General features: G+C 60.8%; 21 protein-coding genes. 7 read left to right on the top strand and 14 right to left on the bottom strand.

From position 1 onward, the window contains the following. The first annotated feature begins 1 nt into the window (after window position 1). The 4 genes from trxC (at window position 2) to MAFF_RS26895 (ending at window position 2,814) form a co-directional block, all read left to right on the top strand. Window positions 2–451, top strand: a complete 450-nt coding sequence (gene trxC / locus MAFF_RS26910; RefSeq protein ID WP_010914165.1) for a thioredoxin TrxC — start codon at window positions 2–4, stop codon at window positions 449–451. A 14-nt stretch (window positions 452–465) separates the two neighbouring features. After that, complete coding sequence (locus MAFF_RS26905; RefSeq protein ID WP_032928785.1) at window positions 466–1,719, top strand: MgtC/SapB family protein; 1,254 nt, start codon at window positions 466–468, stop codon at window positions 1,717–1,719. Window positions 1,720–1,804: 85 nt separating this feature from the next. Continuing rightward, complete coding sequence (locus MAFF_RS26900; protein WP_010914163.1) at window positions 1,805–2,191, top strand: hypothetical protein; 387 nt, start codon at window positions 1,805–1,807, stop codon at window positions 2,189–2,191. 32 nt (window positions 2,192–2,223) lie between these two features. After that, window positions 2,224–2,814 (top strand): NAD(P)H-dependent oxidoreductase, encoded by a 591-nt coding sequence (locus MAFF_RS26895; RefSeq protein WP_010914162.1) that lies wholly within the window; start codon window positions 2,224–2,226, stop codon window positions 2,812–2,814. 119 nt (window positions 2,815–2,933) lie between these two features. Here MAFF_RS26895 and MAFF_RS26890 read toward each other — a convergent pair whose 3' ends face one another. The 6 genes from MAFF_RS26890 to MAFF_RS26870 form a co-directional block, all read right to left on the bottom strand. Then, window positions 2,934–3,431: a cupredoxin domain-containing protein gene (locus MAFF_RS26890; protein WP_044549321.1), complete on the bottom strand. Its 498-nt coding sequence runs from the start codon at window positions 3,429–3,431 to the stop codon at window positions 2,934–2,936. Window positions 3,432–3,495: 64 nt separating this feature from the next. Next, window positions 3,496–3,648 (bottom strand): hypothetical protein, encoded by a 153-nt coding sequence (locus MAFF_RS39380; protein WP_157866089.1) that lies wholly within the window; start codon window positions 3,646–3,648, stop codon window positions 3,496–3,498. A gap of 272 nt (window positions 3,649–3,920) precedes the next feature. Continuing rightward, entirely contained in the window at window positions 3,921–4,373 is a 453-nt protein-coding gene (locus tag MAFF_RS26885; RefSeq protein ID WP_010914159.1) for a pyridoxamine 5'-phosphate oxidase family protein, read from the bottom strand. Window positions 4,374–4,671: 298 nt separating this feature from the next. Further along, window positions 4,672–6,081, bottom strand: coding sequence for a bifunctional serine/threonine-protein kinase/universal stress protein (locus tag MAFF_RS26880; RefSeq protein WP_044549320.1), 1,410 nt, complete (start codon window positions 6,079–6,081; stop codon window positions 4,672–4,674). Between the two features lie 20 nt (window positions 6,082–6,101). Then, a complete protein-coding gene (locus MAFF_RS26875; RefSeq protein ID WP_010914157.1) occupies window positions 6,102–6,845 on the bottom strand; it encodes a metallophosphoesterase family protein in 744 nt (247 codons plus the stop codon). Between the two features lie 87 nt (window positions 6,846–6,932). Then, complete coding sequence (locus MAFF_RS26870) at window positions 6,933–7,181, bottom strand: hypothetical protein (RefSeq protein ID WP_044549318.1); 249 nt, start codon at window positions 7,179–7,181, stop codon at window positions 6,933–6,935. 215 nt (window positions 7,182–7,396) lie between these two features. Between MAFF_RS26870 and MAFF_RS26865 the strand changes: the two genes are divergently transcribed. Together MAFF_RS26865 and MAFF_RS26860 are read left to right on the top strand one after the other, a co-directional pair. Next, window positions 7,397–8,044: a helix-turn-helix domain-containing protein gene (locus MAFF_RS26865; RefSeq protein ID WP_010914156.1), complete on the top strand. Its 648-nt coding sequence runs from the start codon at window positions 7,397–7,399 to the stop codon at window positions 8,042–8,044. Between the two features lie 71 nt (window positions 8,045–8,115). After that, window positions 8,116–8,631 (top strand): GNAT family N-acetyltransferase, encoded by a 516-nt coding sequence (locus MAFF_RS26860; protein ID WP_080512108.1) that lies wholly within the window; start codon window positions 8,116–8,118, stop codon window positions 8,629–8,631. Here MAFF_RS26860 and MAFF_RS26855 read toward each other — a convergent pair whose 3' ends face one another. The 4 genes from MAFF_RS26855 to MAFF_RS26840 form a co-directional block, all read right to left on the bottom strand. After that, a complete protein-coding gene (locus MAFF_RS26855; protein WP_010914154.1) occupies window positions 8,632–9,837 on the bottom strand; it encodes an acetate/propionate family kinase in 1,206 nt (401 codons plus the stop codon). Window positions 9,838–9,888: 51 nt separating this feature from the next. Continuing rightward, a complete protein-coding gene (locus tag MAFF_RS26850) occupies window positions 9,889–12,312 on the bottom strand; it encodes a phosphoketolase family protein (protein ID WP_010914153.1) in 2,424 nt (807 codons plus the stop codon). A 125-nt stretch (window positions 12,313–12,437) separates the two neighbouring features. Then, entirely contained in the window at window positions 12,438–14,045 is a 1,608-nt protein-coding gene (locus MAFF_RS26845; protein WP_010914152.1) for an MBL fold metallo-hydrolase, read from the bottom strand. 9 nt (window positions 14,046–14,054) lie between these two features. After that, window positions 14,055–14,357 (bottom strand): universal stress protein, encoded by a 303-nt coding sequence (locus tag MAFF_RS26840; RefSeq protein ID WP_193363999.1) that lies wholly within the window; start codon window positions 14,355–14,357, stop codon window positions 14,055–14,057. A 1,006-nt stretch (window positions 14,358–15,363) separates the two neighbouring features. Between MAFF_RS26840 and MAFF_RS26835 the strand changes: the two genes are divergently transcribed. Beyond that, window positions 15,364–15,771 (top strand): cupin domain-containing protein, encoded by a 408-nt coding sequence (locus MAFF_RS26835; RefSeq protein WP_044551375.1) that lies wholly within the window; start codon window positions 15,364–15,366, stop codon window positions 15,769–15,771. A gap of 69 nt (window positions 15,772–15,840) precedes the next feature. Here the strand turns inward: MAFF_RS26835 and MAFF_RS38345 are convergent, their stop codons facing one another. Genes MAFF_RS38345 through MAFF_RS26815 form a run of 4 tightly spaced genes read right to left on the bottom strand, consistent with a single transcriptional unit; the run spans window position 15,841 to window position 22,233 of the window. Further along, on the bottom strand, window positions 15,841–16,443 hold the full coding sequence (locus MAFF_RS38345; protein ID WP_010914149.1) for a T6SS immunity protein Tdi1 domain-containing protein: 603 nt from the start codon (window positions 16,441–16,443) through the stop codon (window positions 15,841–15,843). Beyond that, complete coding sequence (locus MAFF_RS26825; RefSeq protein ID WP_010914148.1) at window positions 16,443–19,673, bottom strand: eCIS core domain-containing protein; 3,231 nt, start codon at window positions 19,671–19,673, stop codon at window positions 16,443–16,445. The genes MAFF_RS38345 and MAFF_RS26825 overlap by 1 nt, the downstream gene beginning before the upstream one ends. A gap of 20 nt (window positions 19,674–19,693) precedes the next feature. Beyond that, window positions 19,694–20,557 (bottom strand): hypothetical protein, encoded by an 864-nt coding sequence (locus MAFF_RS26820; RefSeq protein ID WP_010914147.1) that lies wholly within the window; start codon window positions 20,555–20,557, stop codon window positions 19,694–19,696. Beyond that, complete coding sequence (locus tag MAFF_RS26815; protein ID WP_044549309.1) at window positions 20,554–22,233, bottom strand: hypothetical protein; 1,680 nt, start codon at window positions 22,231–22,233, stop codon at window positions 20,554–20,556. Before MAFF_RS26815 ends, MAFF_RS26820 begins: the two co-directional genes overlap by 4 nt. Window positions 22,234–22,247: the final 14 nt, after the last annotated feature.

Raw genomic sequence — 22,247 nt, 5'->3', positions numbered from 1 at the left:
CATGGCACAGGACAATCTGGTGGTTTGCGACAAATGCGGCGGGGTCAATCGCCTGCCGCCGGCCCGCAATGCCGACGAGGCCAAGTGCGGAAAGTGCGGGAACAGGCTGTTTTCAGGTCACCCGCTGGACGTCGACGCCAAGGCGTTCGACCACCAGATTGCGCGCAGCAGTATTGCCGTTGTCGTCGACATCTGGGCACCGTGGTGTGGCCCGTGCAAGATGATGGCTCCGGCCTACGAAGCCGCAGCGCGCGAACTGGAGCCACATGTTCGCCTGCTCAAGCTCAATTCCGACAATGAGCAGGCTGTTGCGGCAAGGCTCGGCATTCGCGGGATCCCGACGATGATCCTCTTCCATGGCGGACGTGAAATCGCGCGCACATCAGGCGCAATGACGGCAGGCCAGATCGTCAGGTGGGTTCGCGATCGCCTGCCGACGGTCGCCGCCTGAACGTCGCCGCGCCAATGGATCCGCTCATCGCCCGGCTCGGACTTGCCCTCGCAATAGGTCTGCTTGTCGGTCTGGAGCGTGGCTGGCAGGAGCGAGATGCACCCGCTCGCAGTCGCACGGCCGGCATTCGGACATTCGGCATATCCGGCCTCCTCGGCGGCGTGCTCGCCGCACTCGCCAACGCACTCGGCGCCGTATCCGTGCTGGTCGGCGGCTTCATTGCCTTTGCGGCAATCTTCGCGTGGTACAAGGCGCGCGAGGCTGTCCATGACGAGGATTTCAGCGTTACGAGCGTGATCGCTGGCCTTGGCGTTTTCGCGCTCGGGGCGCTTTCCGTTGCCGGCGATTATCGGGCGGCAGCTGCCGGTGGGGCGGCACTGGCGGCAATCCTGGCCAGCCGAGAAGTCCTGCACGGTCTTTTGAAGCGACTGACCTGGGTCGAACTGCGCTCGGCGCTGATCCTGGCGGTGATGACGGCGATTGTTCTGCCCCTGCTGCCAAACCGGACGATGGATCCGTGGGGCGGTTTCAATCCGTGGGAGGTCTGGTTCCTGACGGTGCTGATGGCCTCCATATCGTTCGCCGGTTATGTGGCTGTTCGCATTCTTGGCAATACGCGTGGTCTGCTGGTCAGTTCGCTCGCCGGCGCGATAGTCTCTTCCACCGCCGTGACCTTGGCGCTTGCCCGCAATGCCGCGTCGGGCGGCAATCCACTGCCGCTCGCCGGGGCGGCATCCCTGGCTGCAATGGTTTCGGTGCTCCGCGTCTGCGCCGTGATTCTGATCGTCGAGCCAAGCGTGTTCATTTCCGTCGCCATGCCGGCGATTGCCGCAGCGCTTGCCTTCGCTGTCTGCGGCGCATTGCTGCTGACTCGCGACAGCGGGAACGGTGAAGGCAGCGCCCTCGCGCGCAATCCATTTGAACTGGGCCCGTTGCTGCTCTTCGCCTTGCTCTTTGCGATCGTCGCGACCGCAAGTGCCGGACTGGCCGCTTTATTCGGTGGGCGCGGTCTGCTGGCGAGTTCGGCGCTGGCCGGCGCATTCGATGTCGATGTCTCGGTGCTTGGTGCGCTGCGCCTTGTCAAGCATTCCGTGTCCGTCGCGACCGTGGGCCAGGCCGTGCTCGCGGCGCTGGCAGCCAACGCCATCGGCCGCCTTTCGCTCGCAGCATTTGCCGGTCCCGTCAGGTTCTGGTTGCCACTGGCCGTCACAACCCTGGTCGCCGCGACCATGGGCATCTGCGCCCTCTTGTTGCTCGGTCCTGGATAGGAGTGCTGTTCTCGAGCCTTGATTGACGCGGATCAAGGGCCAGTTCCCGCCTCCGCTCTATGAGACTCCGTGAAAGGAGTTCGCCATGACCAGTTTGAAGGACCTCACCCCGAAATTCCGCAATGTCCGGCTGCTGCTGGCACGTGAAAAGGGCCACCCGGAAGGCGACCGCGAAGAAGGCTATGACGTGCTGGCTCCATTGACCGGAGAAGGAAAGATCGATGCGGAAGAATGGAAGTCGCACAGGGCCTCCTGCCGTGTTCGCCGGTTTCGCACCGGCGAGGAGGATCTGATCGGCCGGCTGAGGCGCAAACCCGGCGGACAGTGGTATTTCGACTATGCCGAAGGCGATCGCGATGACGAGATCGGCTTCCATCTCGGCGACGAACGGTTCGTGACCGGTGAGTACGTGTCGATCGAGCGCAACGGCGCCATGCACACCTACCAGGTGGCACGGGTCGAACGGCCTTGACGCCTCGGGGCCAGGCTCCCTGGGAGTAGACCATGTCGCGACGCATTCTCATTGTGGTCGGCCATCCCGACCCGTCGCCGGACAGGCTCTGCCGCGGTCTTGCCAACGCCTATGGCGAAGGTGCGGAAAAGGCGGGGCACGCTGTGCGCCTGGTCGATCTGGCAGCACTTGATTTTCCGATGCTGCGGTCGATGCAGGAGTTCGAACATGGTGCGGTTCCCGACGAGTTAAAGGATGCAGCCGAGGCGATCGTGTGGGCGGAGCACATCGTCTTTGTCTTCCCGCTGTGGCTCGGAACCATGCCGGCTCTGCTGAAGGCATTTCTGGAACAGATCATGCGACCGGGAACGGCCTTCGCCTACCCGGACAAGGGCGGCGGTTTCACCAAGACACTGCTTCGCGGCCGCTCTGCGCGCGTCGTAGTGACGATGGGCATGCCTTCCGTCGTCTACCGGCTATGGTTCCTCGGACACGGCATCGCCGGCATGAAGCGAAGCATTCTGCACTTTGTCGGCATCAGTCCGGTGCGCGAGACCATATTCGGCATGGTCGCTGGCGCCAGCGATGCCACCCGCGCGAAGTGGATTCGACAAATGCGTGGGCTCGGCGAGGGAGCGCTTTAGCACGGCGATCCTAGTTAGCAGTCGGAATCGTCGTGCGGTGCGCCGGTGACAAGACTTGCGACCCCGGCAAGCATCCAGCCGGCGACAGTCGAAGCTTTCCCCCCAGAGCGCTCCATGCTTCATGGCTCGACGGTGAACTCGGCCCACATGCCGGCACCATAGTGACCGGGCACGTTGCAGATAAGCAGGTACTTTCCAGCCTTCAGATCGACGGTCAATGTGCCTGATTTGCCGGGATCGAGCTCCGACACCTCGCCCTTATCGCCTGATTTGTCTTCGTCGACCCGGTTCTCGGCCTCAAGGTAAGGAAGCGGCTTGCCGGGTTCGGCAAGGTACATCACGATCATTTCGTGGACGGTGTCCTTAGAGTCGTTGATCACTTTGAATGTGACCTCCCCGGCCTTCACAGCACCCGGCGAAGCCTTGATGCCCATCGTCGCCTTGGCGAGATCGAGTCCGGGCTCCGCATAGGCGAGCCCCATCGGCATCTCCATACTCGCGCCCTTGTCCCACAGCGAGATCTGGACAAGCGAAGCAGCTTGGACGACGCCGGCACTGCCGGCCATGAGCATCGCCGCGGCAAACCCGAGCGCTGCTCTCCTCGATACAGTTTTCATGGCAACCTCCTTCAGGACGGCAGCCGAAGCGCTCCACGTCCCGGCCGTGATCCTGCTCGCCGCGTTACCCGCCGTCCTTGCGCCAAATCAAACTGTCCGGCGCCAGCCCATCTGCGGCGCCGATGCAGCTGTCAGGTTGAATTGGCAATGTCGCACCAATAACGGTGAAATCGCCGTCTGACACGACCGATTGAAATCCCAACCGCAGGCGCAACATTCGCGCCGAACCTCCCGAATGGAGTCTCGCCGGCATGGTCGCTGGCGCCGGCTATGCGACCCGCGCGGAGTGGACCAGCCAGATACGCAAGCTCGGCGAGCGAGCGCTTAGGTGAATATTGCCGTTCGGTTCATCTGCCGGAACGAGCACGTTGCGGCACTGGCGCTCATCCGCCGATGTGCCAGCCGCCAGATCTGATTGCACAAACTTTGCCGACAATTTGGCGGCCTCGTTCCCGCGTAATCCAATGCATGTCGTGGCAAGGAGCGCGCTCAGCAGGTGACGAGATCGGTGTGGCCAAATCCCTTAGAGTAGTCGAGCACGGAGATGACAGTAGGCATAACGCGGAATATGCGCACCTGCTCCGGAGTCGGCATCGGACCAGGCAGCGCGACTTGCTCCGGATACTTCAACGGCAGCATCCGCAGGACCTTTTCCGCTTCGGCCCGGTTTGCCACCACCTGCGCGCGCGCCGCCATGGAAAGTCCGGTGATTTCCATCACCTGTGGGGTGTCGTGATCGATGGTCAGGGACACGCGATTGTCTCGAGCCAGATTCGCGGCCTTCTGGCTATCCAGACCGCAGAGGAAGTAGAGGGTAAGGCCTTCGTTCACGTAGCCGACGGTCGTCGCCTGTGGCCAGCCGTCCGGCCTCAGCGTTGCAATTGTCATGATGCGGTGTTGATCCAGCAGCATCAGGATCTTGTTTTTGACCTCTTCGTTCATCGGCGGTCTCCAAAGACATATTGCTGACCGTGACGATAGTTTGACCGTAGTCGCCTAGCATTGACCTACATCAACGCAAATCATCCCTGGTTTCAGGACAGACCTAAGAAAACATTCCGATCCCGTGTCGGATGAAGACCTGGAGATTAGGCGCTCTCTCGGAGCCGCGGCGTTGATTTGTGTCAAAGTGGCGATGCCCAGTTGGGCTACACCAAATGTATGAAAATCGCGTTGGCTGAGCTTCGGTTACTGCTGTCCGTGATCCCCCTGTAAAGACGCCCCTAAATCCTGATGCGCATCAAAGCGGCCGCCGCTGCTGTTCTTCGACCGCCTTCAATCGGACCACTGAAACCGAGCAAAGGGCTTGTGCCACGACCTTGGTCGAGACGCTGCCGAGGTGACGGCGGATTGCCGAGGACGCCCGCGCTCCAACCACGATATGTCCGACGTCATTGTGCTCGGCGTAGGTGAGGATCGCATCGGCGGGGCTGACGGCTTCAAGCACATGATAGCTGATGCGGTCTTCCGGCAGATGCAGTGGATAGGCCCAATCCTTGAGAGCGACGAGCCGCTTCAAATAGACCGAGCGCCCTGTTTCGTCGGTCGCCGGCGTGTCGCCGATGATTTCGGTCCTCAGGACCGTCACGCAGGCCAGCCACGAATCCTCCCGCGAGGCCAGTACGCGGGCAGTTTCGTTGAGAACCTCGCCCGCCAGCGCATCGGTGCCATTGGCCAGGTCGACTGCGGCAAGAACAATCGACGGTCCGGCCTGTGTCCTTGTCGAACTCGCCCTGCCAACGAGCGACCTGTCGTCGGTCTTGCGAAACAGGCTGGTGATCGCAGCCCACCCCCCCTCGTTCCGCGGCTTACGCTTGGCAACGACCACCTGGTCGGGGCTCCTCAGATCGGACAGGATGTGTGCTGCCTCGATGTATCGTTGAGACCTGTCCACTTCCATACATTTCAGAATGATGGCTTCCAGCCACCGCGGAATGGCGTCATTGATATCCCGCGGCGATCTTGGCGCATGATAGAGCCTGCGCTTCATTCCCGCCAAAGTCGCCGGCCGCCCGAACGGCTCCTCACCCGTAGCCAGCTGAAAGAGGATGCAACCCAGCGCAAACAGGTCACTTGCGGGATCGGATCGCTCCCCGAGCACCTGTTCGGGCGAAATATAGGCGGCGGTGCCCATCGGCACTGAGCTTTCCGCGCCGAGAAAATCGGGAAGCTCTTCATGTCGGGCGAGCCCGAAGTCGAGGAGCACCGCACCGCGGTTGGCGAGAACGACATTCTCTGGCTTGAGATCGAGATGTACGACCTTCTGCCGGTGCAGGGCGGCGAGCGCCGTCGCTATCTCGATGCCGATCCTTGCCACCTCGTCCATAGGCAGAGGCGCGTTGCCGACGATATCTGCGAGGCCCTTTCCAACCACGAACTCCATGGCTATGTAGGGAACCTGCGCCAGGCTGCCGGATGCAGCGAAACGCGGCACATGCGGTCCCGACAGGCGTTTCAGTATCAGCTCCTCCGCCTCGAAACCGAGGATGACGGAAACATCCGCGCCCGGATCGAGAAAAGGGATCTTCAGCACAAGCGGAAAATCATAGCGCGGGTTGGTCGCCCGCCAAAGCGAGGCCATGCCGCCGGAGGGTAGCTTTTCGACCAGCTCGAAATCATCGATGACTACCCCTGCGCCAAACCTTTGCATCAAGTACGTCTCCTTGAAGCCTAGCGACCGATCTTCAGCCGCATGCCAAGCCATCCAGGCAGGCCGGCTGCGTGAATCTTGCGGGCTGTTTCTTCGTGATCATAGGGAACACGAACCATCGTCACCTCTTGCCGTTGCGTGTCGACAAGAACAAAGCACGCCGCCGGGTTGCCGTCGCGCGGTTGGCCGATCGCGCCGGCTATCACCAGGTGCCGCCTCATCTCCGACAGGGGTGCGGCCACATTGTCATGCGGCTGAAAATGCATCGACCGGCGACCGGGCAGGGCGTAGTAGATGGCGGGAATGTGGGTGTGGCCGCAGAAAACGAAGCGGGCGTCGCTTGCCGAGAGGCAGCGTTCCGCTGAGTCCACGTCACGTATATAGGGCCACTTTCCCGGACGCTCCGCACTTGCGTGCACATACAGGCGGTCGTCGGATCGCAGCGAGAGCGGCAATCGCGCCAGGAAATCGAGATGTGCCGGAGCGATGCGTTCGCGAGTCCATTGGACGGCGAACCGCGCGTTCTCAGTCATGTTGCTTAGATTCAACGCCACTGCCTCGTCGTGGTTGCCCATGATACAAAGCGCGCCGTCAGCCACCAGATGGGCAGCCTTCTCGATCACATAGATGGGATCAGGACCGTAGCCGACCAGATCGCCGAGCAATACCAACTCATCTGGACCACCGCGTTCGTGAACAGCTTCCAGGACCGCGTCGAACGCCTCGCGATTGGCATGGATGTCAGACAGGATCGCGATGCGCATTCAACCTTGTCCCAGAGATTGGCAAAACATGGCAAGGCGCGTGCCGCAATTGATTTGATACGGCTGCGTCGCGATCGTAGAGGACGGCTAAAGCAACGTACCCTCTCTTTGGGGTGGCGCAACATGGCTGAGTGACGCCGAGCCAGCTTCAGCGTCTGCCGTCGCGCCTTTGGAAACCAAGCGTGTGACTAAGACGAAGTATCCGGCCTGCAGAACGACCAAGTCGATCATCGCCCAACCCAGTGCTGTCCAGACCGAGCCCGTTGCCGCGTAGGTCCACACCGCGACGATGGTCGCGGTGACAAACATTCCCACCAGGAATTGCGGAAGATACATCGCTGCCCACCAGCCGTTTCGATGCAAGAATCCGAAACGACTCCCTATTGCTATCGCCCAAAGCGAAGGAGGGACATAAGCGACCGGCGCGCCTGGACACTTGATGTAGATCAACAATCCGCACGACTAGGTAGTTTCCCGTAGGGATAAAACCGAATTTCGCGGCACCCAGATTCGCGCGATTTCTGTGTCACCGAACAACCGGGAAAACAGCCATGCACGCCTACACCGCCTCCAGAATTTCGTTGCCGTCGCATTCTGCTCAGCCAAGCCTGCCAGTGGCCTTCGACTCGGAAACGCAACAGCCGGTCAGCTTCTTTCCCGCCGGTTCGGAGATTTATGCCCAAGGCGAGAAGGCCGGCGCTTTCTACCAGGTCGAATTCGGCGCTGTGCGCATCTACCGCCTGCTCGCAGACGGCCGTCGGCAGATCAGCGCCTTCCACCTAGCCGGAGAGACTTTCGGCTTCGAAGCCGATACGACGCATCATTTCTTCGCCGAAGCGATCAATGCCACCGGCGTACGCGCCTTTCGCTTCAGTGCAGGGGCGGACATGTCCCATCATTTGCTTCCCCTGGCGCTCAAGGGTCTGACTAGAGCGCAGGAACACCTCCTGGTTCTCGGCCGCCAGAACGCCATCGAACGCGTAGCCGCTTTCCTGGCCGACATGGCAGAGCGGCAGGGCGGGTTGCGGCAGGTTGAGTTGCCAATGTCGCGTATGGACATCGGCGACTATCTCGGCCTCACCATCGAGACCGTGTCGCGGGTCTTCACCCGGCTGAAGGACAAGGGCGTCATCCGCCTGATCAACCTGCGCAGCATCGAAATCGTCAAGCAGGAGGTGTTGCAAACCTTGGGCGAATGAGGGCGCCTGCCTGCTCAAGAGAGACGACAATGACGCCGCAGAACCGACCCCAACTCAAGGACCAGATGACGATGGACAACATACTTACCACCCATACCGGCTTTCACTTCGAAGTGCGCCGCGCGCGCCCTGAAGATGAGCCGACGCTGGCCGAGTTCTTCACTCATGTGACCCCGGACGACCTGCGCTTCCGCTTTCTCGGCGCTGTGAAGGAAGTCTCGCATGATCGGCTGGCGGCGATGACGCGTTCAGACGACGCCCATATCCACAATTTTCTGGCGTTCTCGACAGACGGGATGCTGATCGCGGTTGCGACGCTGGCAAGCGATCGAGCCGATCGAAACGGCGAGGTTGCGATCTGCATTCGCCAGGATCGCAAGCATTTGGGCGTTGGCTGGGAGCTGCTCACCTATATTGCGAAATATGCCGAGGAACTCGGCCTCAAAGCGATCGAGTCGATCGAGAGCCGTGAAAACCGTGCTGCGATCGAGGTCGAGCGCGACATGGGTTTCACCGTCACGACCGATCCCGACGACGCGACGCTGGTGCTGGTTCGGCGGGAGCTGGGGGCGCGATCAGCTGCTTAGCTACCGCAGTCCCTCTCCGGTCGATGGGGGCGCGGCAGATCGAAAGACGAGCATCTCCGCGGCCACAGCGCTTTCTTCATCCGCTGGAATGACAAGGACATCGACGCGGGAAGTCGCGTTGCTGACTAGCTCCCCGCCCCCTTGGTTCCGCTCCTCGTCGAGACCGATTCCAAGCCAGGCAGCGGCAACGCAAATCCTCTCCCGGACCAACGGCGCGTTTTCGCCAATGCCGGCCGTGAACACCAGCGTGTCCAGTCCTCCCATGGCAGCGGCCAGCGATCCTATCTCGCGTCCGATCCGATAAACGAAGAGATCGACAGCCTCGGCGGCGGCAGGATCGTCCGAAGCGATCAGCGTCCGCATATCACCCGATACTCCAGAGACTCCGAGCAGACCCGATTGCTCGTAGAGAAGCGTGACCAGTTCGTCCCCAGACAGCCGCCGTTCCCGCAGCAGATGGAGGATGACCCCCGGATCGAGCGCACCGCAACGCGTGCTCATGACAAGGCCGTCCAGGGTCGAAAACCCCATCGTCGTGGCGACGCTTCGTCCGGCGTCCATGGCGCACAGGCTGGCGCCGCTGCCGAGATGAGCGACGATCGTGCGGCCGCCGGCGCCGGCGCCGTATCGATCGTGCAGCTTCGCAGCAATGTGGCTGTAGGACAGCCCATGAAAGCCATAGGAAACGATGCCCGCCTCGGTCATCGCGCGCGGCAGCCCGTAGATTTTGGCGAGCTCCGGCCTGGTCGAATGAAACGCTGTGTCAAAGCACCCGATCTGGAGGGCCTGCGGCAAGAGTTCAGCAGCCAGCGCGACAATCTCGAGATTGATCCGCTGATGGATGGGCGCCAGCGGCTCTAGCAGGCGCAATGCTTTGAGCGTGCGTTCGTCGAGCAGCGTCGCTTCGGTGAAGTCACGCCCACCGTGAACGATCCTGTGCCCTACCCTGTCGATGCGGCGCAGGAGATCGTTTTCGGCGAGCACGGATGCAACCGCCGCGAACGCCTTGCCCATACCGATCGGTGCTTCGTCCAAGCTCCTGTCGATCTTGGACCTGCCGGCCGCGGCATCGACACGCAGCCGCGGTTGTTGACCGAGAGAGGAGACATTGCCGCGCAGCAGCAGCGCGAGCTCGCCATGTCGCTCGAAGACGGCGAACTTCAGGCTCGAAGAACCGCCGTTCAGGACAAGGATCGCATCGGTCATGAAGCCATCCGATATGTTGCCGTTCCCATGCGCTTGCGAACGGGTGTCCATTCAATCCGGACGCTTCGGCGCCGCATCGGGATCCTGTCCCCACTTCCAATCAAGAATCTCCGGCATATCCTGCCCATGGGAGCAAATATAGGCCCGATGTTCAAGCAGCTTGCTGTCCATCGCCTGCTTCAGGCTGACCCGCACGCCCTTCAGTCGCGGAACCCAGTCGAGGACGCTTTGGACGATATGAAAGCGGTCAAGGCCGTTCAGCACCGTCATATCGAAAGGTGTCGTCGTCGTCCCTTCCTCGTTGTAGCCGCGCACATGGATGTTGTCATGGTTGGTGCGTCGATAGGTCAGGCGGTGAATGGTCCAGGGATAGCCGTGATAGGCAAAGATGACCGGTTTATCGGGGGTGAACAGCGCATCGAACTCGCGATCCGAAAGACCGTGTGGATGATATTCCTTGGGCTGAAGGGTCATCAGGTCAACGACGTTGACCACCCTGATCCTGAGATCAGGAACCTGCTGCCTGAGGATCTGCACGGCGGCCAGCGTTTCGAGGGTCGGGACGTCACCAGCGCAAGCCATCACGACGTCGGGCTCAGCCCCATCGTCCGTTGATGCCCAGTCCCAGACGCCGATCCCTGCCCGGCAGTGAACGATCGCCTTGTCCATCGACAGCCACTGCCATGACGGCGGCTTGCCGGCGACGATGACGTTGATGCGGTTCCAGGTCTGCAGCACATGGTCGGTCACGCACAGCAAGGTGTTGGCGTCCGGTGGCAGGTAGACCCGTACGATGTCGGCCTTCTTGTTGAGGGCGACGTCGATGAAACCAGGGTCCTGATGGCTGAAGCCGTTATGTTCCTGATGCCAGACATGGCTGGACAACAGATAGTTCAGTGATGCGATCGGCCGGCGCCACGGGATCTCGCGGCAGGCATCCAGCCATTTTGCATGCTGGTTGAACATGGAATCGACGATGTGGATAAACGCCTCGTAGCAGGAAAACAGGCCGTGGCGCCCGGTGAGCAGGTAGCCTTCCAGCCAGCCCTGGCAGGTGTGCTCGGAGAGGATTTCGAGCACCCGGCCCTCGCGCCCGAGGTGAACGTCTTCGGGCAGAATCTTTTCCATCCAGCCACGCTCGGTCACTTCAAACACGTCCTGAAGACGGTTCGAGGCCGTCTCGTCCGGGCCGACGATGCGGAAGTTCTTTGCGACCTCGTTCAACCGCATGACATCACGCAGGAAGCTGCCCATGACCCGTGTCGACTCGGCCTTGACTGCACCGGGGCGCTCGAGTGAAACGGCGTGGTCATGCAAGCCCGGCAGTTCGAGGGACCTGCGCAGCAGGCCGCCGTTGGCGTGCGGGTTTGCACTCATTCGTTTCGTTGCCTGGGGTGCCGTCGCGCGGATCGAAGCGACAGGAGCACCGGCGGCGTCGAACAGTTCCTCCGGTCGGTAGCTTTTCAGCCACTCCTCGAGCAGCTTGAGATGGGCGGGGTTTTCAGCAAGGCCTGACAAGGGAACCTGGTGCGAGCGCCAGAAGCCTTCGGTCTTCAGCCCGTCGACCTCTTTCGGACCGGTCCAACCCTTGGGGCTGCGCAACACGATCATCGGCCATTCTGGTCGTGACCCAGTCGCCCCAGATCCATTGCGCGCTGCATGCTTGATAGCCGAGATGCGATCGAACGCATCATCGAGCACAGTCGCCATTCGCTGATGCATCAGGGCCGGCTCGTGGCCTGCCACAAACAGCGGCTCATAGCCGTAGCCGGCAAACAGCGCGCGCAATTCGTCTTCAGGAATGCGGGCCAGAATGGTTGGATTTGCGATCTTATAGCCGTTCAGGTGCAGGATCGGCAGCACGGCTCCGTCGCGCGCCGGGTTGAGGAATTTGTTGGAATGCCAAGCGGCTGCCAGCGGTCCGGTTTCTGCTTCACCGTCGCCGACGACGCAGGCAACGACGAGATCCGGATTGTCAAAGGCGGCGCCATAGGCGTGCGACAGCGAATAGCCCAACTCACCACCCTCATGGATCGAGCCGGGCACATCTGGTGCCGCATGGCTCGGGATACCGCCGGGAAACGAAAACTGCCGGAACAGCTTGCGCATCCCCTGCTCGTCCATCGCGATGTCGGGATTGAGCTCGCTGTAGGTGCCCTCCAGATAGGTGTTTGCCACCATCGCCGGACCGCCGTGTCCCGGGCCGCAGATATAGATCACATTCGCGTCCCTGAGCCGGATCGCGCGATTGAGGTGCGCATAGATGAAGCTTAAGCCGGGCGACGTTCCCCAGTGGCCGAGGAGACGCGGCTTGACGTGCTCCAGCCGCAACGGCTCGCGCAACAGCGGATTGTCGAGCAGGTAGATCTGGCCAATCGTCAGGTAGTTGGCGGCGCGCCAATAGGCGTCGAGATCGTGCAACTCGCGATCGGACAGCCGGCCACCGGAAGCTGCTATTGTCGTATGATCGTTCATGTCTGACTCCCATCGCCTGTTAGCGCGCCCTGTCGCCTGGATTGCGGCATGGGCTTGTGTTCGTCGATCTGCAGCGAATGGACACCAACGCGCTCGCGCGCTTTCAGTTCATCGCTTCGCGGCCTCTATGCATCCTTGTCCTCAAGTGCCCTGCGCATGCGCCTGATCACCGCTGCGCGACCTCGTTCATCGGCTGCGGCGCTGACCGCCTCGTTTACGTCCATGAGAAGTCTTGAAAGGTCGTTGTGCCAGTCGAGGCGGGCGATCTTTTCCGGCCTCAGACGGCGGGGCTCGTTGACCTCGACCGGCAAACAACGACCGGGGGTCAATTGGAAAGCATCGTCTAGCCTCGGGATGATGACCTTGTCGTCGGGTATCAGTCCTGCAAGCCTTCCACGCAGGCCGCTGAGTCCAGCCTCCTCTCCATGCGTCAGGAACACCTGCTGCTTCACCGGAGTTCGGGCCTTGACCCATGCGACCAGTTCGCCCGCGTCTGCATGCCCAGAATAGAGGTCGAACAGGCTGATACGTGCCTTGACCTCAACCTCTTCGCCCTGGATGCGCACGCGCTGCGCGCCGTCGAGCAGGATCCTGCCGAGAGAGCCCTGGGCCTGATATCCGGCCATCATGACCGTGGCGTTCCGGCGCCAGAGATTGGCCTTGAGGTGATGGCGGATCCGGCCCGCGTCGCACATCCCGCTGGCGGCGATCACCACGAAGAAGCCGCTCAGGCGATTGATCGCCTTGCTTTGCTCAACCGTCTCGGTGAAGCGTAGCTCCCGTGAGTTGAGGGCCTGGCGCAGCACGTCTCCCTGTTCGATGTCGTTGGCATGCCGCTCGAAAATAGCGCTGGCCCGCGTCGCCAGTGGCGAGTCAACGAAGACCGGAGCTGTCAGCACCTCCCCCGCTTGCATGAGCAAATACAGGTCGACCAGCAGTTCTTGCGTCCTTTCGACTGCGAAGGACGGAATGATGAGGGGGCCGCCGGCCTCGGCGGCGCGACGCACAATGTCGCCGAGCTGGGATCGCCGCTGTTCGGGCGAGACGTCTGGCCGCTCGCGGTCGCCATAGGTCGATTCGCAGATGAGGTAGTCGACCCCGGCCGGACCTTCCGGGTCGGTCTGCAGCAACTTGTGTCCAGGCCCTATATCGCCTGAAAACAGAATGCGCATCGGTCTCTTCTGATGATCCAGATCGATCTCGAGTTCGACTGAGGCGGAGCCGAGCAGGTGACCGGCGTTCCAGAAGCGGGTTCGAAGGCCTTTGGCGACGGTTGTCCATTCGCCGTATTCCACGGCCCGGAACAAGGTCATGCAGGCCGCCGCGTCTGAAAGACTGTAGATCGGCTCGACAGGCGGCCGGCCGCGCTGTGCGTTGCGGCGGTTCAGTTGCTCCACTTCCATTTCCTGGACATGCGCCGCGTCGGGCAGCATCACCGAGCAGAGATCGATGGTGGCGCGGGTCGTATGGATGGGGCCGGAAAAGCCCTGCTTGACCAGCTTCGCCAACAGCCCGCTGTGGTCGATATGCGCATGCGTCAGGATGACAGCGTCAATCGCCTCCGACGGGAACGGAAATTGGCCATAATTCAGTTCCCGTTCCGACTTTGATCCCTGGAACAGGCCGCAGTCGATAAGAATGCGCGAATGCGGCGTCTCGATCTCATGGCATGAGCCGGTAACGCCATGGGCTGCGCCGTGGAAACGCAGAACAGGATCAGTGTCGCCTTTCATCTCGACGACCTAGTGAGACAGGAGGACGGGCAGGCGCAGATCCGTGAGAATGTCTTCCGTGGCACCGCCAAGAACGAAGTCCCTGACGCGGGAATGGCCATATCCGCCCATGACGAGCAGGTTGCCGCCAATCTTGAGATCATGCTCCTGAAGCGCTGTTCCGATCGACCGATCCCTTGCCTGAACCGATGCGGCTTCGGCCATCAGACCGCGTGTCCTCAGGCCCAGCGCAAGGCGTTCGTCGATTTGCTTGACGATGGCAACCGCGTTTGCCGCAATTTTCGAGGAGTTCGCGTCTGGATAGGCCGCCACGGAGAGGGATGCTATCATTTTCATTAGATTAGCCACCGTTGTGGAACGGCCAGCCGCCGCGCCTTTGCAACATCTTGTAGTCGCAGCAGATGAGGCGAGTTTTGACTCAGCGCAAATGCGATCTACAAAATGCCTGGGCACAAACCGGACGCAGTTCATCCTGGGGTCGACGGGATGTGACGGCTGGATCGGCACCTCGTCTTCAAGCATTTTGAGCCTGCTGCCGAAAATAGAAGCGGCCTAATTGCACGTCTTTGCCGCCGATTACCGCACGCGTCGTTGCACGGCCTTTCGAAACCGGGAGGGCTGAGCTACGTGTGACGAGTGCCGTTAGCGAAAGGAGAACATTGACGAACAGGCCCAAAGCCGTTTCGCTCAGAACCCCCAAATTTGTCCGCCAAGTAGCACAATACGTAACACAAATGAGTGGAATGAAGCGAAATTGCTGGCCTGCAACTTGAAATTATACAGCAAAATCAATTATTTATCGACTGCATTTATGGTACCGTTGGCTGGGATCGTTGCGCTATGTATACCATTGTTTTTACTTGATTTTTCCTTTTGCGGCGGCGCATTTGTATCACAATAGGTGTCACAAAATGTAGCACAACCGCCCCAGCCCATGCCAAGGCAGGCGGTATATAGAGACGTCCTTTTCGAATGTCGACTCTGTAGCCATTCTACTTTTGCAGGGGAGCCCATCCGGAATGGGGTGACGTTCCTAGCTCCCGAGGAGAGACTGGAAAGCAAAGCAGCCGAAGGAGCGTCAGCACTTGCGCCGGCCTTCAGAGCCGGGACGCGGCACCGACGGCCCTCGGCGAGGAACCCCGCCTGGCCGCGCAGACGCAAGGCAATCAAGGCGAGGCGCCCTTATGGAGTGGTCAATTTCACATCCGCCGCGACGGAACAAATCGTATTATGCTTATCCTGGCCGGGCCGTATTGCAAACACATTGATCGCGGCCGCGATCGTTGCGGTGAACAGGTTCTGCAAAGGAGCACGACCCATGTCCGACTTCGAGACTACACATTTGCCGATGGCGCCTGATGCCGTCGCACCGGACGGATCCGACGTACGGATTCTGCTCGGCCTCAAATGTGGCGGCATGGCCCACTTTGAACTTGGGCCCAGCGAGGTTTCTACAGCTGTCACCCATCGGACTGTAGAGGAGGTCTGGTTCTTCCTCTCCGGCCGCGGTCAGATGTGGCGCAAAAACGAGTCCCGAACCGAAATCGTCGACATCTATCCCGGCATTTGCTTGACCGTACCTCTCGGCGTCCACTTCCAGTTCAGATCATTCGGTTTCGAGCCCCTGGCGGCGATTGGAGTTACCATGCCGCCGTGGCCCGGCGAAGGTGAAGCGATTGTCGTGGCTGGCGAGTGGCAGCCGACGGTGCCTAAGCGCCCAGACTAAAGCCCATCATAAGTCCGATCAACGAACCAAGGACCGATGTGGCTTTTTGCGCCCTGATGAAATGCGAGGCTAAAGAATATTTACTGGCCCATTCACTTGAGCAAGGAACGCGAGATGTTCCCGCATCCGGACCTTCTGCACACTCTCAGGGCTCTCCGTGCCTCCGAGCGCCAAGGCAGGAACGAAGGCAAAACAGTCGCCGGCCGAAAGCCCACCGAGTCTTCGGCGGCATTCCGCATGCAGCGGCCGCCGCACGAAATTGTCGAGGAAGGCGTCGTCACATAACATCTCATCAAACAGGAAGCCCACATCCGCAGGCAGCTCCTCGGCGTATCCGCGGTGCACATTCACGAAAAAAGTCCGTCCGCGAGCCCAGACTACGAAATCACCGAAACTGAAGCGAACTAACAGCACTGAATCCTTGGCCCCTGTCCCGATCCATTCTTCGATGACGTCATCAAAACTGCCAGGAGGTTGAGTCCATATCAGTTGGTCTCCATAGGCCCCGAAGCCACGTTGGCCCCAGTACTCGCCGAGCGCATCCGGAAATCCCGGCGGCAGAGGTTCAAGGATCTCGGAACTAGCGAGCCCTACAGGCGCTGGCGAACCAAATCGAGCATTAAAGGCCTCCAGAGGTTGTTTGGGTCCTGAGTGCCCACTGACGCTTGCCATTACTGGAGCTCCACACCGGTCAGTTGAACGTTCATGTTCGCTTTATCTTTAACGTCGCTTGGGTATTTTTTGTCGTCGCTGATAGCCTGATCGATTTTGGATATCCGACTCTTCCATTGCGAGCCTATTGAAGAGTTGATCCGCGCACTACCGACGCCGACTAGGCCAGTTCGTTTCTTGAACTCTATCACACTCGACTCGTCGATTCCGACAGCCTGGGCATCGCCGGCCATTCGACCTCCGGCAGCAATCTGGTCCGGCCCGTGCAATGCCGCGCGAGTGCCCAGCCAGTTATCTGCGAACTTCTCTGCTTGATCTTTGGTCTCCTTCAAGCTCCTGACACGCACCTCGACGATCTTCCCTCTTAAATAGTCTCGGAAAATCCTCTGATCTCCGGCACTCGCTTCACTGCGTCCGGATCCATCCTCCGACTCTTCCTTCGTCTGCAGGAATTGGGCTCGATTCGCGGCCCACTGTGACATCTTCATCTTGTTGATCCCGCGCTCCTGTTGGCTAAGCTGCCCCCTAAACTCGATCGGATTGAATTTCTTAAGCCGTATGTTGAACTCGATTTGCACGAGTTCCATGCCAGACATCCATTCCTTTGGCTTGGTATCTAACTGCGGGTTGATCACTCCGTGAACATGAACCGTCTCCTTAGCGCCACTCTTAGAGTTGACAACGAGATCCAGAGACGACATCCGATACTGCTTCTTGATCGACGTCAGGCTGTTTGCAACTTTCACTCGCGAGGCACTTGGATCATCGAGAAGTCTTTGAGCCTCGCTCATAGCCTTCTTGAGATCCGCATCCTTCTCCTGCGGTGTCCGCTCGTCGGGCTTCTCCTTTTTTCCAAACACCTTGGCAAACAGCTTCTTCGCCGCGGTCACGATCCAGTTGACCAGCCAGTCGAGCGCCTTGTCGATCGGCGCACGGACCTTTTCGATCACCGCCATGACCTTGTCGGCGACCTTGCCGAGCCCTGCAAAGCCCGCGAGGAAGTTGATGGCGAGCGAGAGCAGGCCAGCGAGCACGTTCTCGACTCGCGTCGCCGCCGCGCCGATAGCACCGCTGGCAATGGCGACGATCGAGTCGATGAACCCGGTTACGACCTGGATGATCTTTGAGATCTTGTTCACGAACACCATGATCGTGTCGTAGATCGACAGGATGGCGGAGATGAACCCGGCACCGGGGATGAACATGGCGATGAGCTTGGGGATCGCCCTCTTGACGACCATGTCGACCACGAAATCGGTGATGCCGCTGATTACCATATCCTTCAGATTGGTCAGTTGCTCCTTGATTTTGTCCCACGCTGCGGCGGGCCCATCGCGTACCAGCGTGACGACAATGTCGAAACCGGTTTCCAGCGCCTTTACGACCGTTTCGCTGGTGGCCTTCACCAGCTTCTGGCGGATGTTGGCCCAGCTCAGCCCGAGCACGGAGAAGACGAACTTGCCGATCTCAACGAGCGAAAAGGCCTTGGGAATGTAGATGCCGGGCAGCGAGCCGGTGAGCCAGTCGATGAGCCCGGCCTTGAGATGCCCGAGGAAATGGTCGGCAAAATTCACAAAGCCGAGTTTGGCCGCTTTGACCAGGTTACCGACGAACGGCAGCGGATTCTTGAGGATGCTCTTCAGTGCCGCTCCGGTCTTCTTAACGTACACGAGCGCCCCGGGGCTCACGACGTCGAAGATGATCTCCAGAAGGTTCCAGGCGGCGTTCCCTCCCCAGGTCACGAATTGGAAGACGAAGTCGCCGAACACGCCGACAAGCTTCGTGAAGGCTTTCAGCGGGAGGACAAGATCGACGATCTCCAATGCGTTGAGCGCCTTCATGAACAGCGAAGGAATTTGGCGTATGAACCCCATCAGCCCAGCAAGAGCCGCCTGGAACCAGGCCCACGCGCGCGGAATGGCGTTGGCCTTCTTCATGTTCTCCCAGATGTCTTCCTGGCCAATCAGCTTCAGAAAGCCGCCGATCAGCGTTTCGGGCGTGCGCGGAACCGGCTCTCCGGTGACCGGGTCCTGACCCAGCACGGCCTTCAGGAGATCGTAGCCGCGCGTTCCCTCGGCGAGCTTCGCCAGCGGCAGAAGGATCACCTCGCGGATGAAGCCGAGTATTCCCGTCGCCAACGATTTGCCGAAGGCGATCAGGCGATCGATCGGCTCGGTGAATATCCGTTTGCCGCGCTCCCAGACGCCATCGAGGTCGAACACGTCCTTCCAACTCAGCGAATCCAGGAACCTGGTCAGCGCGGCTTTGAGAGTTCCTGCCGCCATGCCGAGCGTGCGGAACTGCGCCTCGGCCCAGCCGCCGACCTTTGCGAAGATGCCATAGGCATCCAGTGCCTGAGAAAGCAGCATGCCTGCGATGGGAATGAGTTCAAGCAATGCCCGCAAAATGTTGGCGGGGCTGCGCTCGACGGGCGCGAGATTGATCGGGTTCGTCCCGAGCACGATCGTCAGCAAGCGGAAGCCGGGAATGAAATTGGCCGCGTCGGCGATGAAGTTCAGTGCATCGCCAATGCCGAGGCGCTGGACACGCGGCGCTGTGTGTCGCGATACGGCGGTGGCAGCGCTGCGCTGGATGACGGCTCCCTGCTGGATGGTATGCGTCAGTTCATGTGCGATCAATTCGCGTCCATCCGCACTCTCGGGCTGGTACTGGTTTCGCCCAAAGCTCACGTGCTCGCCCACCGTGAAGGCATGCGCATTGAGGTTTGCGCTTTGCTGGGCCGCCTGCTCGCCGGTATGGATGCGCACATTGGCGAAGTCGGCGCCGAAGCGCGGTTCCATGAAGCTGCGCACCGCACTCGGAAGCGACGTGCCGCCGGTTGGTGCGATGGGCTCGGTGGTTGTCGCACCGTCGTTCGACGATGCCGGCGTCCGTTGCACCACCTTGTTCTTTTTGGTTTCTTCCTCGGACTTGATGGCGGGCTTGGCGGCAGGCGTACCCATCTGCACGACCTTGCGCGCCGTTTCCCGTGCCTCGACCTCGGCTGGATCACTTGGCTGGGAGACGCGTGCGAATCGCACCGAGGTCGGCGCCGCGATCGATACCGCAACGCTCGTCTGCGCCGAGCGCGATACTGTCGATTGCGGCAACCTGCTCGCCACTCGCTGGGCGGCAGCAGGCGATGAGCCAGCGCTCAGGTAGACGGCCGTCGCTGCAGGTCGTCGTTCGGCTACCGCCGTCTTGGTGAGTGCGACGCGCTCCTGCGGCACCTGACGGCTCCCCTCGCTGATTAGGTCGGCTTGCAGGCCGCGTCGTCAGGATGCGTTTCTCGCCAAGCCACTGGATCTCGCATCAGCACCGGACGGACAAACCGGCGCACGCTATGGTCCGCCCTCCAGGTGCTGTTTTCGCCCGGCTTGGCGTTCATGACCACCGCCAGCACCACCCATTCGCAGTCACAGGATTCGCAGCCACACTTGCCGCAATAGTGATCCTGGTAGCACTCCAGAGTCGGGTCGGCGCATCGGCAATCCTGTGACGGCGTCTCGCCGGCCTTCGACGGCGCCCCACTGCCTTGCGCCGCCGCTGCCTGCTTCTTTCGCTTGCTTTGCTCGTCGGCCGTTTCCGCCGCCTTGGGTGTGTCGGTCTCGGTCGGCGGTTTCGCCTGGGTGCAGCCACAGGCGCAGTCGGGCAAGTCATTGAGGACACGTATTTCGAATCCCTCCCGCTCGCGCGTGCAGACAGTCGACGAATCCTCGTCGTCGCACGAACATTCGGCCGACCGAGGCGCGCAATGCTTTTCGGTCCGGCGCAGGACCAGCCACAGCTTCGAGGGTACCTCCTTCTTGCAGGTCGGGTCGATGCAGATCGACTGCGGACCTGGCACTTCGATCGGATCGCCGTGGCAGTCGAGTGCGACGCCGCTGCCGACATTGATCACCAGCTTCCCGCATGAGAACGCCGGCGTCACTTCTAGTCCGCAGACCACGCCGCAGCCGAACAGCGACCGAAAGAGCAGCCGGCTAAGGTCGCGCGTATAGTCGACGCCTTGCTTGAGGTCGTCGTCGCGCAGCAGGAGGCCGGGGCTGTATATGGGACGCACAAGCGTCGAATTGCCCGTGATGGGATCTACTAGCTTAGCGTTCGCGCTCATCTGGTTGCTCCTTCAGCAGCTCTTGCGGAAGCTCTCACCCGCGGTGCGGGCGCAGGCAGCGTTCGTTGCTCGACCAGAAAGGTCGAAAGGTAGGAATCACCGGGAACACCATTGCCCGTCGGGAACGGCGAGCGTCCCCGCGCGTTTGCATCAACGGTCTGCGCGTTGCAGTCCTCGATGAAATCGCCGCGCACCTCGATCTCGACTCGGGTCTGGCCGGCAACGAACATGCTGTGCCGACCGTAGACGGCGTCATCGAGCCAGCCGCCGGCGACCACAATTCGGGCGCTACGGACATAGCCGGGCGGATCGTCCGGCGCAGGCGGTACCAGTTGGGTATCGATGCCGACGATCGGCACCCGGAACGTTTCCCACCAGCCTCCCTCGGTTTCACCGGTGATCACCGTCATGACGAAACAGTCGGCGGCTAGCGTCTCGGCGCGGACTGGACGCGAGAACTCCACCCAGAAATCACGGGTTACGCACTCGTCCCCGATTTCGCCCGTGCCGTCATAGCCGAACGCCAGCGCGAAACTGTCGAAGTCAATGGCCTTTGGGCGCCGATGCCAGGGCCACCACCCGACCCTGCTGATACGCGTCAGATCGCAACCGTTTATGAGGTCGAACAGCAGGTCGTTGCGCTTGACTAGGCGTCTCGGACCACACGCATCGTAAATCGACGCGATCCGCCACTTGCCACAATTGTCCTGCTCCAGCTTCAGACAGGCAAGGCCGAGACCGTGAAATAGGTCTGCCTTGGTGCAATCATCGACCTCGCACAACTTTGGGCATTCTCCGGCGATCGCCAGGTCAGTCAAATGCTCGCACAGGCAGCGGCATCCGCCTCGTGTGTGTTCGTTGCCCGCCTTCCGCAACTCCTCCTCGACGAGTTCCTTCATCCGGCGGTCATATTCGAACTCCACCTTCTGGAGTTCCCCGCCGTCATCGCCGACCTGCTGCTTAAGGCGGTTACGGTCGGCGTCAAGCGCGTCCCGCTTGGCAACGAACTCCTTGGATGGTGCATCGCGGTCGTTGCAACAGGGCCAGTTCGTGGAGCAGCCGCAGTCCAGCGCACATTCCTGATGGACACAACACTCCTCGCAAGCGACGCGCCGCAGCGAATAGACAACGGTTTCGCAGATGCGATCCCACTCAGTCCGTTCACAACTGCAGGAATCCCGCAACGTCACGGGGCCGAGCCGCTGTTCGGCGTAGTGGATGCTGAGCAGCCAGCACGCGTCCACACTCGGTGCCAGTTTGAGGATGCGCGCGTTCAGATCGTTTCCATCGGCGCGGACAAGTTTTCCGCCGTCGAGCACCAGCAGGTTGTCGAGCGCCAGCGTGGTCGACTTCGACTGGAAAAGTTCGCGCCCAAATTTGTCGAGGCCGAGCCCCTCGCCGATCTTCAGATGCCCGAGCTCGACCTCGGACGCGCAGACATCCTTGCCGACCGTCTGGATGGGAAAACCATATACTACGCCCCAGCCAGTCACCGCCCTGTTGAGCAGCCGCCGGCGTTCGTTCATGTATCGCTGTTCGAGCCGAAAGCTATCCGACGTCAGTTTCTTGCCGACGAAATAGTTGTTGCGGCCGCAGCACTGATCCGCGTCGTCGCAGCAGTATTGGTGGGCGGGCGGCGCCTTCGGGGATGTCTGCTTCATCGTATCTTTGTCCATGCTTGCACCCTCAC

Origin of the sequence: Mesorhizobium japonicum MAFF 303099, assembly GCF_000009625.1 — a bacterium.
Classification (GTDB): Bacteria; Pseudomonadota; Alphaproteobacteria; order Rhizobiales; family Rhizobiaceae; genus Mesorhizobium; species Mesorhizobium japonicum.
This window is presented reverse-complemented; position numbering and strand designations above follow the sequence as displayed.

Coding starts and splice junctions, on each gene's coding strand:
- MAFF_RS26820 (WP_010914147.1), bottom strand. CDS start 20,557: ATGAGCGCGAACGCTAAGCTAGTAGATCCCATCACGGGCAATTCGACG.
- MAFF_RS26895 (WP_010914162.1), top strand. CDS start 2,224: ATGTCGCGACGCATTCTCATTGTGGTCGGCCATCCCGACCCGTCGCCG.
- MAFF_RS26855 (WP_010914154.1), bottom strand. CDS start 9,837: ATGACCGATGCGATCCTTGTCCTGAACGGCGGTTCTTCGAGCCTGAAG.
- MAFF_RS26845 (WP_010914152.1), bottom strand. CDS start 14,045: ATGAAAGGCGACACTGATCCTGTTCTGCGTTTCCACGGCGCAGCCCAT.
- trxC (WP_010914165.1), top strand. CDS start 2: ATGGCACAGGACAATCTGGTGGTTTGCGACAAATGCGGCGGGGTCAAT.
- MAFF_RS26860 (WP_080512108.1), top strand. CDS start 8,116: ATGGACAACATACTTACCACCCATACCGGCTTTCACTTCGAAGTGCGC.
- MAFF_RS26865 (WP_010914156.1), top strand. CDS start 7,397: ATGCACGCCTACACCGCCTCCAGAATTTCGTTGCCGTCGCATTCTGCT.
- MAFF_RS26870 (WP_044549318.1), bottom strand. CDS start 7,181: ATGTATCTTCCGCAATTCCTGGTGGGAATGTTTGTCACCGCGACCATC.
- MAFF_RS26850 (WP_010914153.1), bottom strand. CDS start 12,312: ATGAACGATCATACGACAATAGCAGCTTCCGGTGGCCGGCTGTCCGAT.
- MAFF_RS26835 (WP_044551375.1), top strand. CDS start 15,364: ATGTCCGACTTCGAGACTACACATTTGCCGATGGCGCCTGATGCCGTC.
- MAFF_RS26885 (WP_010914159.1), bottom strand. CDS start 4,373: ATGAACGAAGAGGTCAAAAACAAGATCCTGATGCTGCTGGATCAACAC.
- MAFF_RS26900 (WP_010914163.1), top strand. CDS start 1,805: ATGACCAGTTTGAAGGACCTCACCCCGAAATTCCGCAATGTCCGGCTG.
- MAFF_RS39380 (WP_157866089.1), bottom strand. CDS start 3,648: ATGTTGCGCCTGCGGTTGGGATTTCAATCGGTCGTGTCAGACGGCGAT.
- MAFF_RS38345 (WP_010914149.1), bottom strand. CDS start 16,443: ATGGCAAGCGTCAGTGGGCACTCAGGACCCAAACAACCTCTGGAGGCC.
- MAFF_RS26880 (WP_044549320.1), bottom strand. CDS start 6,081: ATGCAAAGGTTTGGCGCAGGGGTAGTCATCGATGATTTCGAGCTGGTC.
- MAFF_RS26875 (WP_010914157.1), bottom strand. CDS start 6,845: ATGCGCATCGCGATCCTGTCTGACATCCATGCCAATCGCGAGGCGTTC.
- MAFF_RS26905 (WP_032928785.1), top strand. CDS start 466: ATGGATCCGCTCATCGCCCGGCTCGGACTTGCCCTCGCAATAGGTCTG.
- MAFF_RS26890 (WP_044549321.1), bottom strand. CDS start 3,431: ATGAAAACTGTATCGAGGAGAGCAGCGCTCGGGTTTGCCGCGGCGATG.
- MAFF_RS26815 (WP_044549309.1), bottom strand. CDS start 22,233: ATGGACAAAGATACGATGAAGCAGACATCCCCGAAGGCGCCGCCCGCC.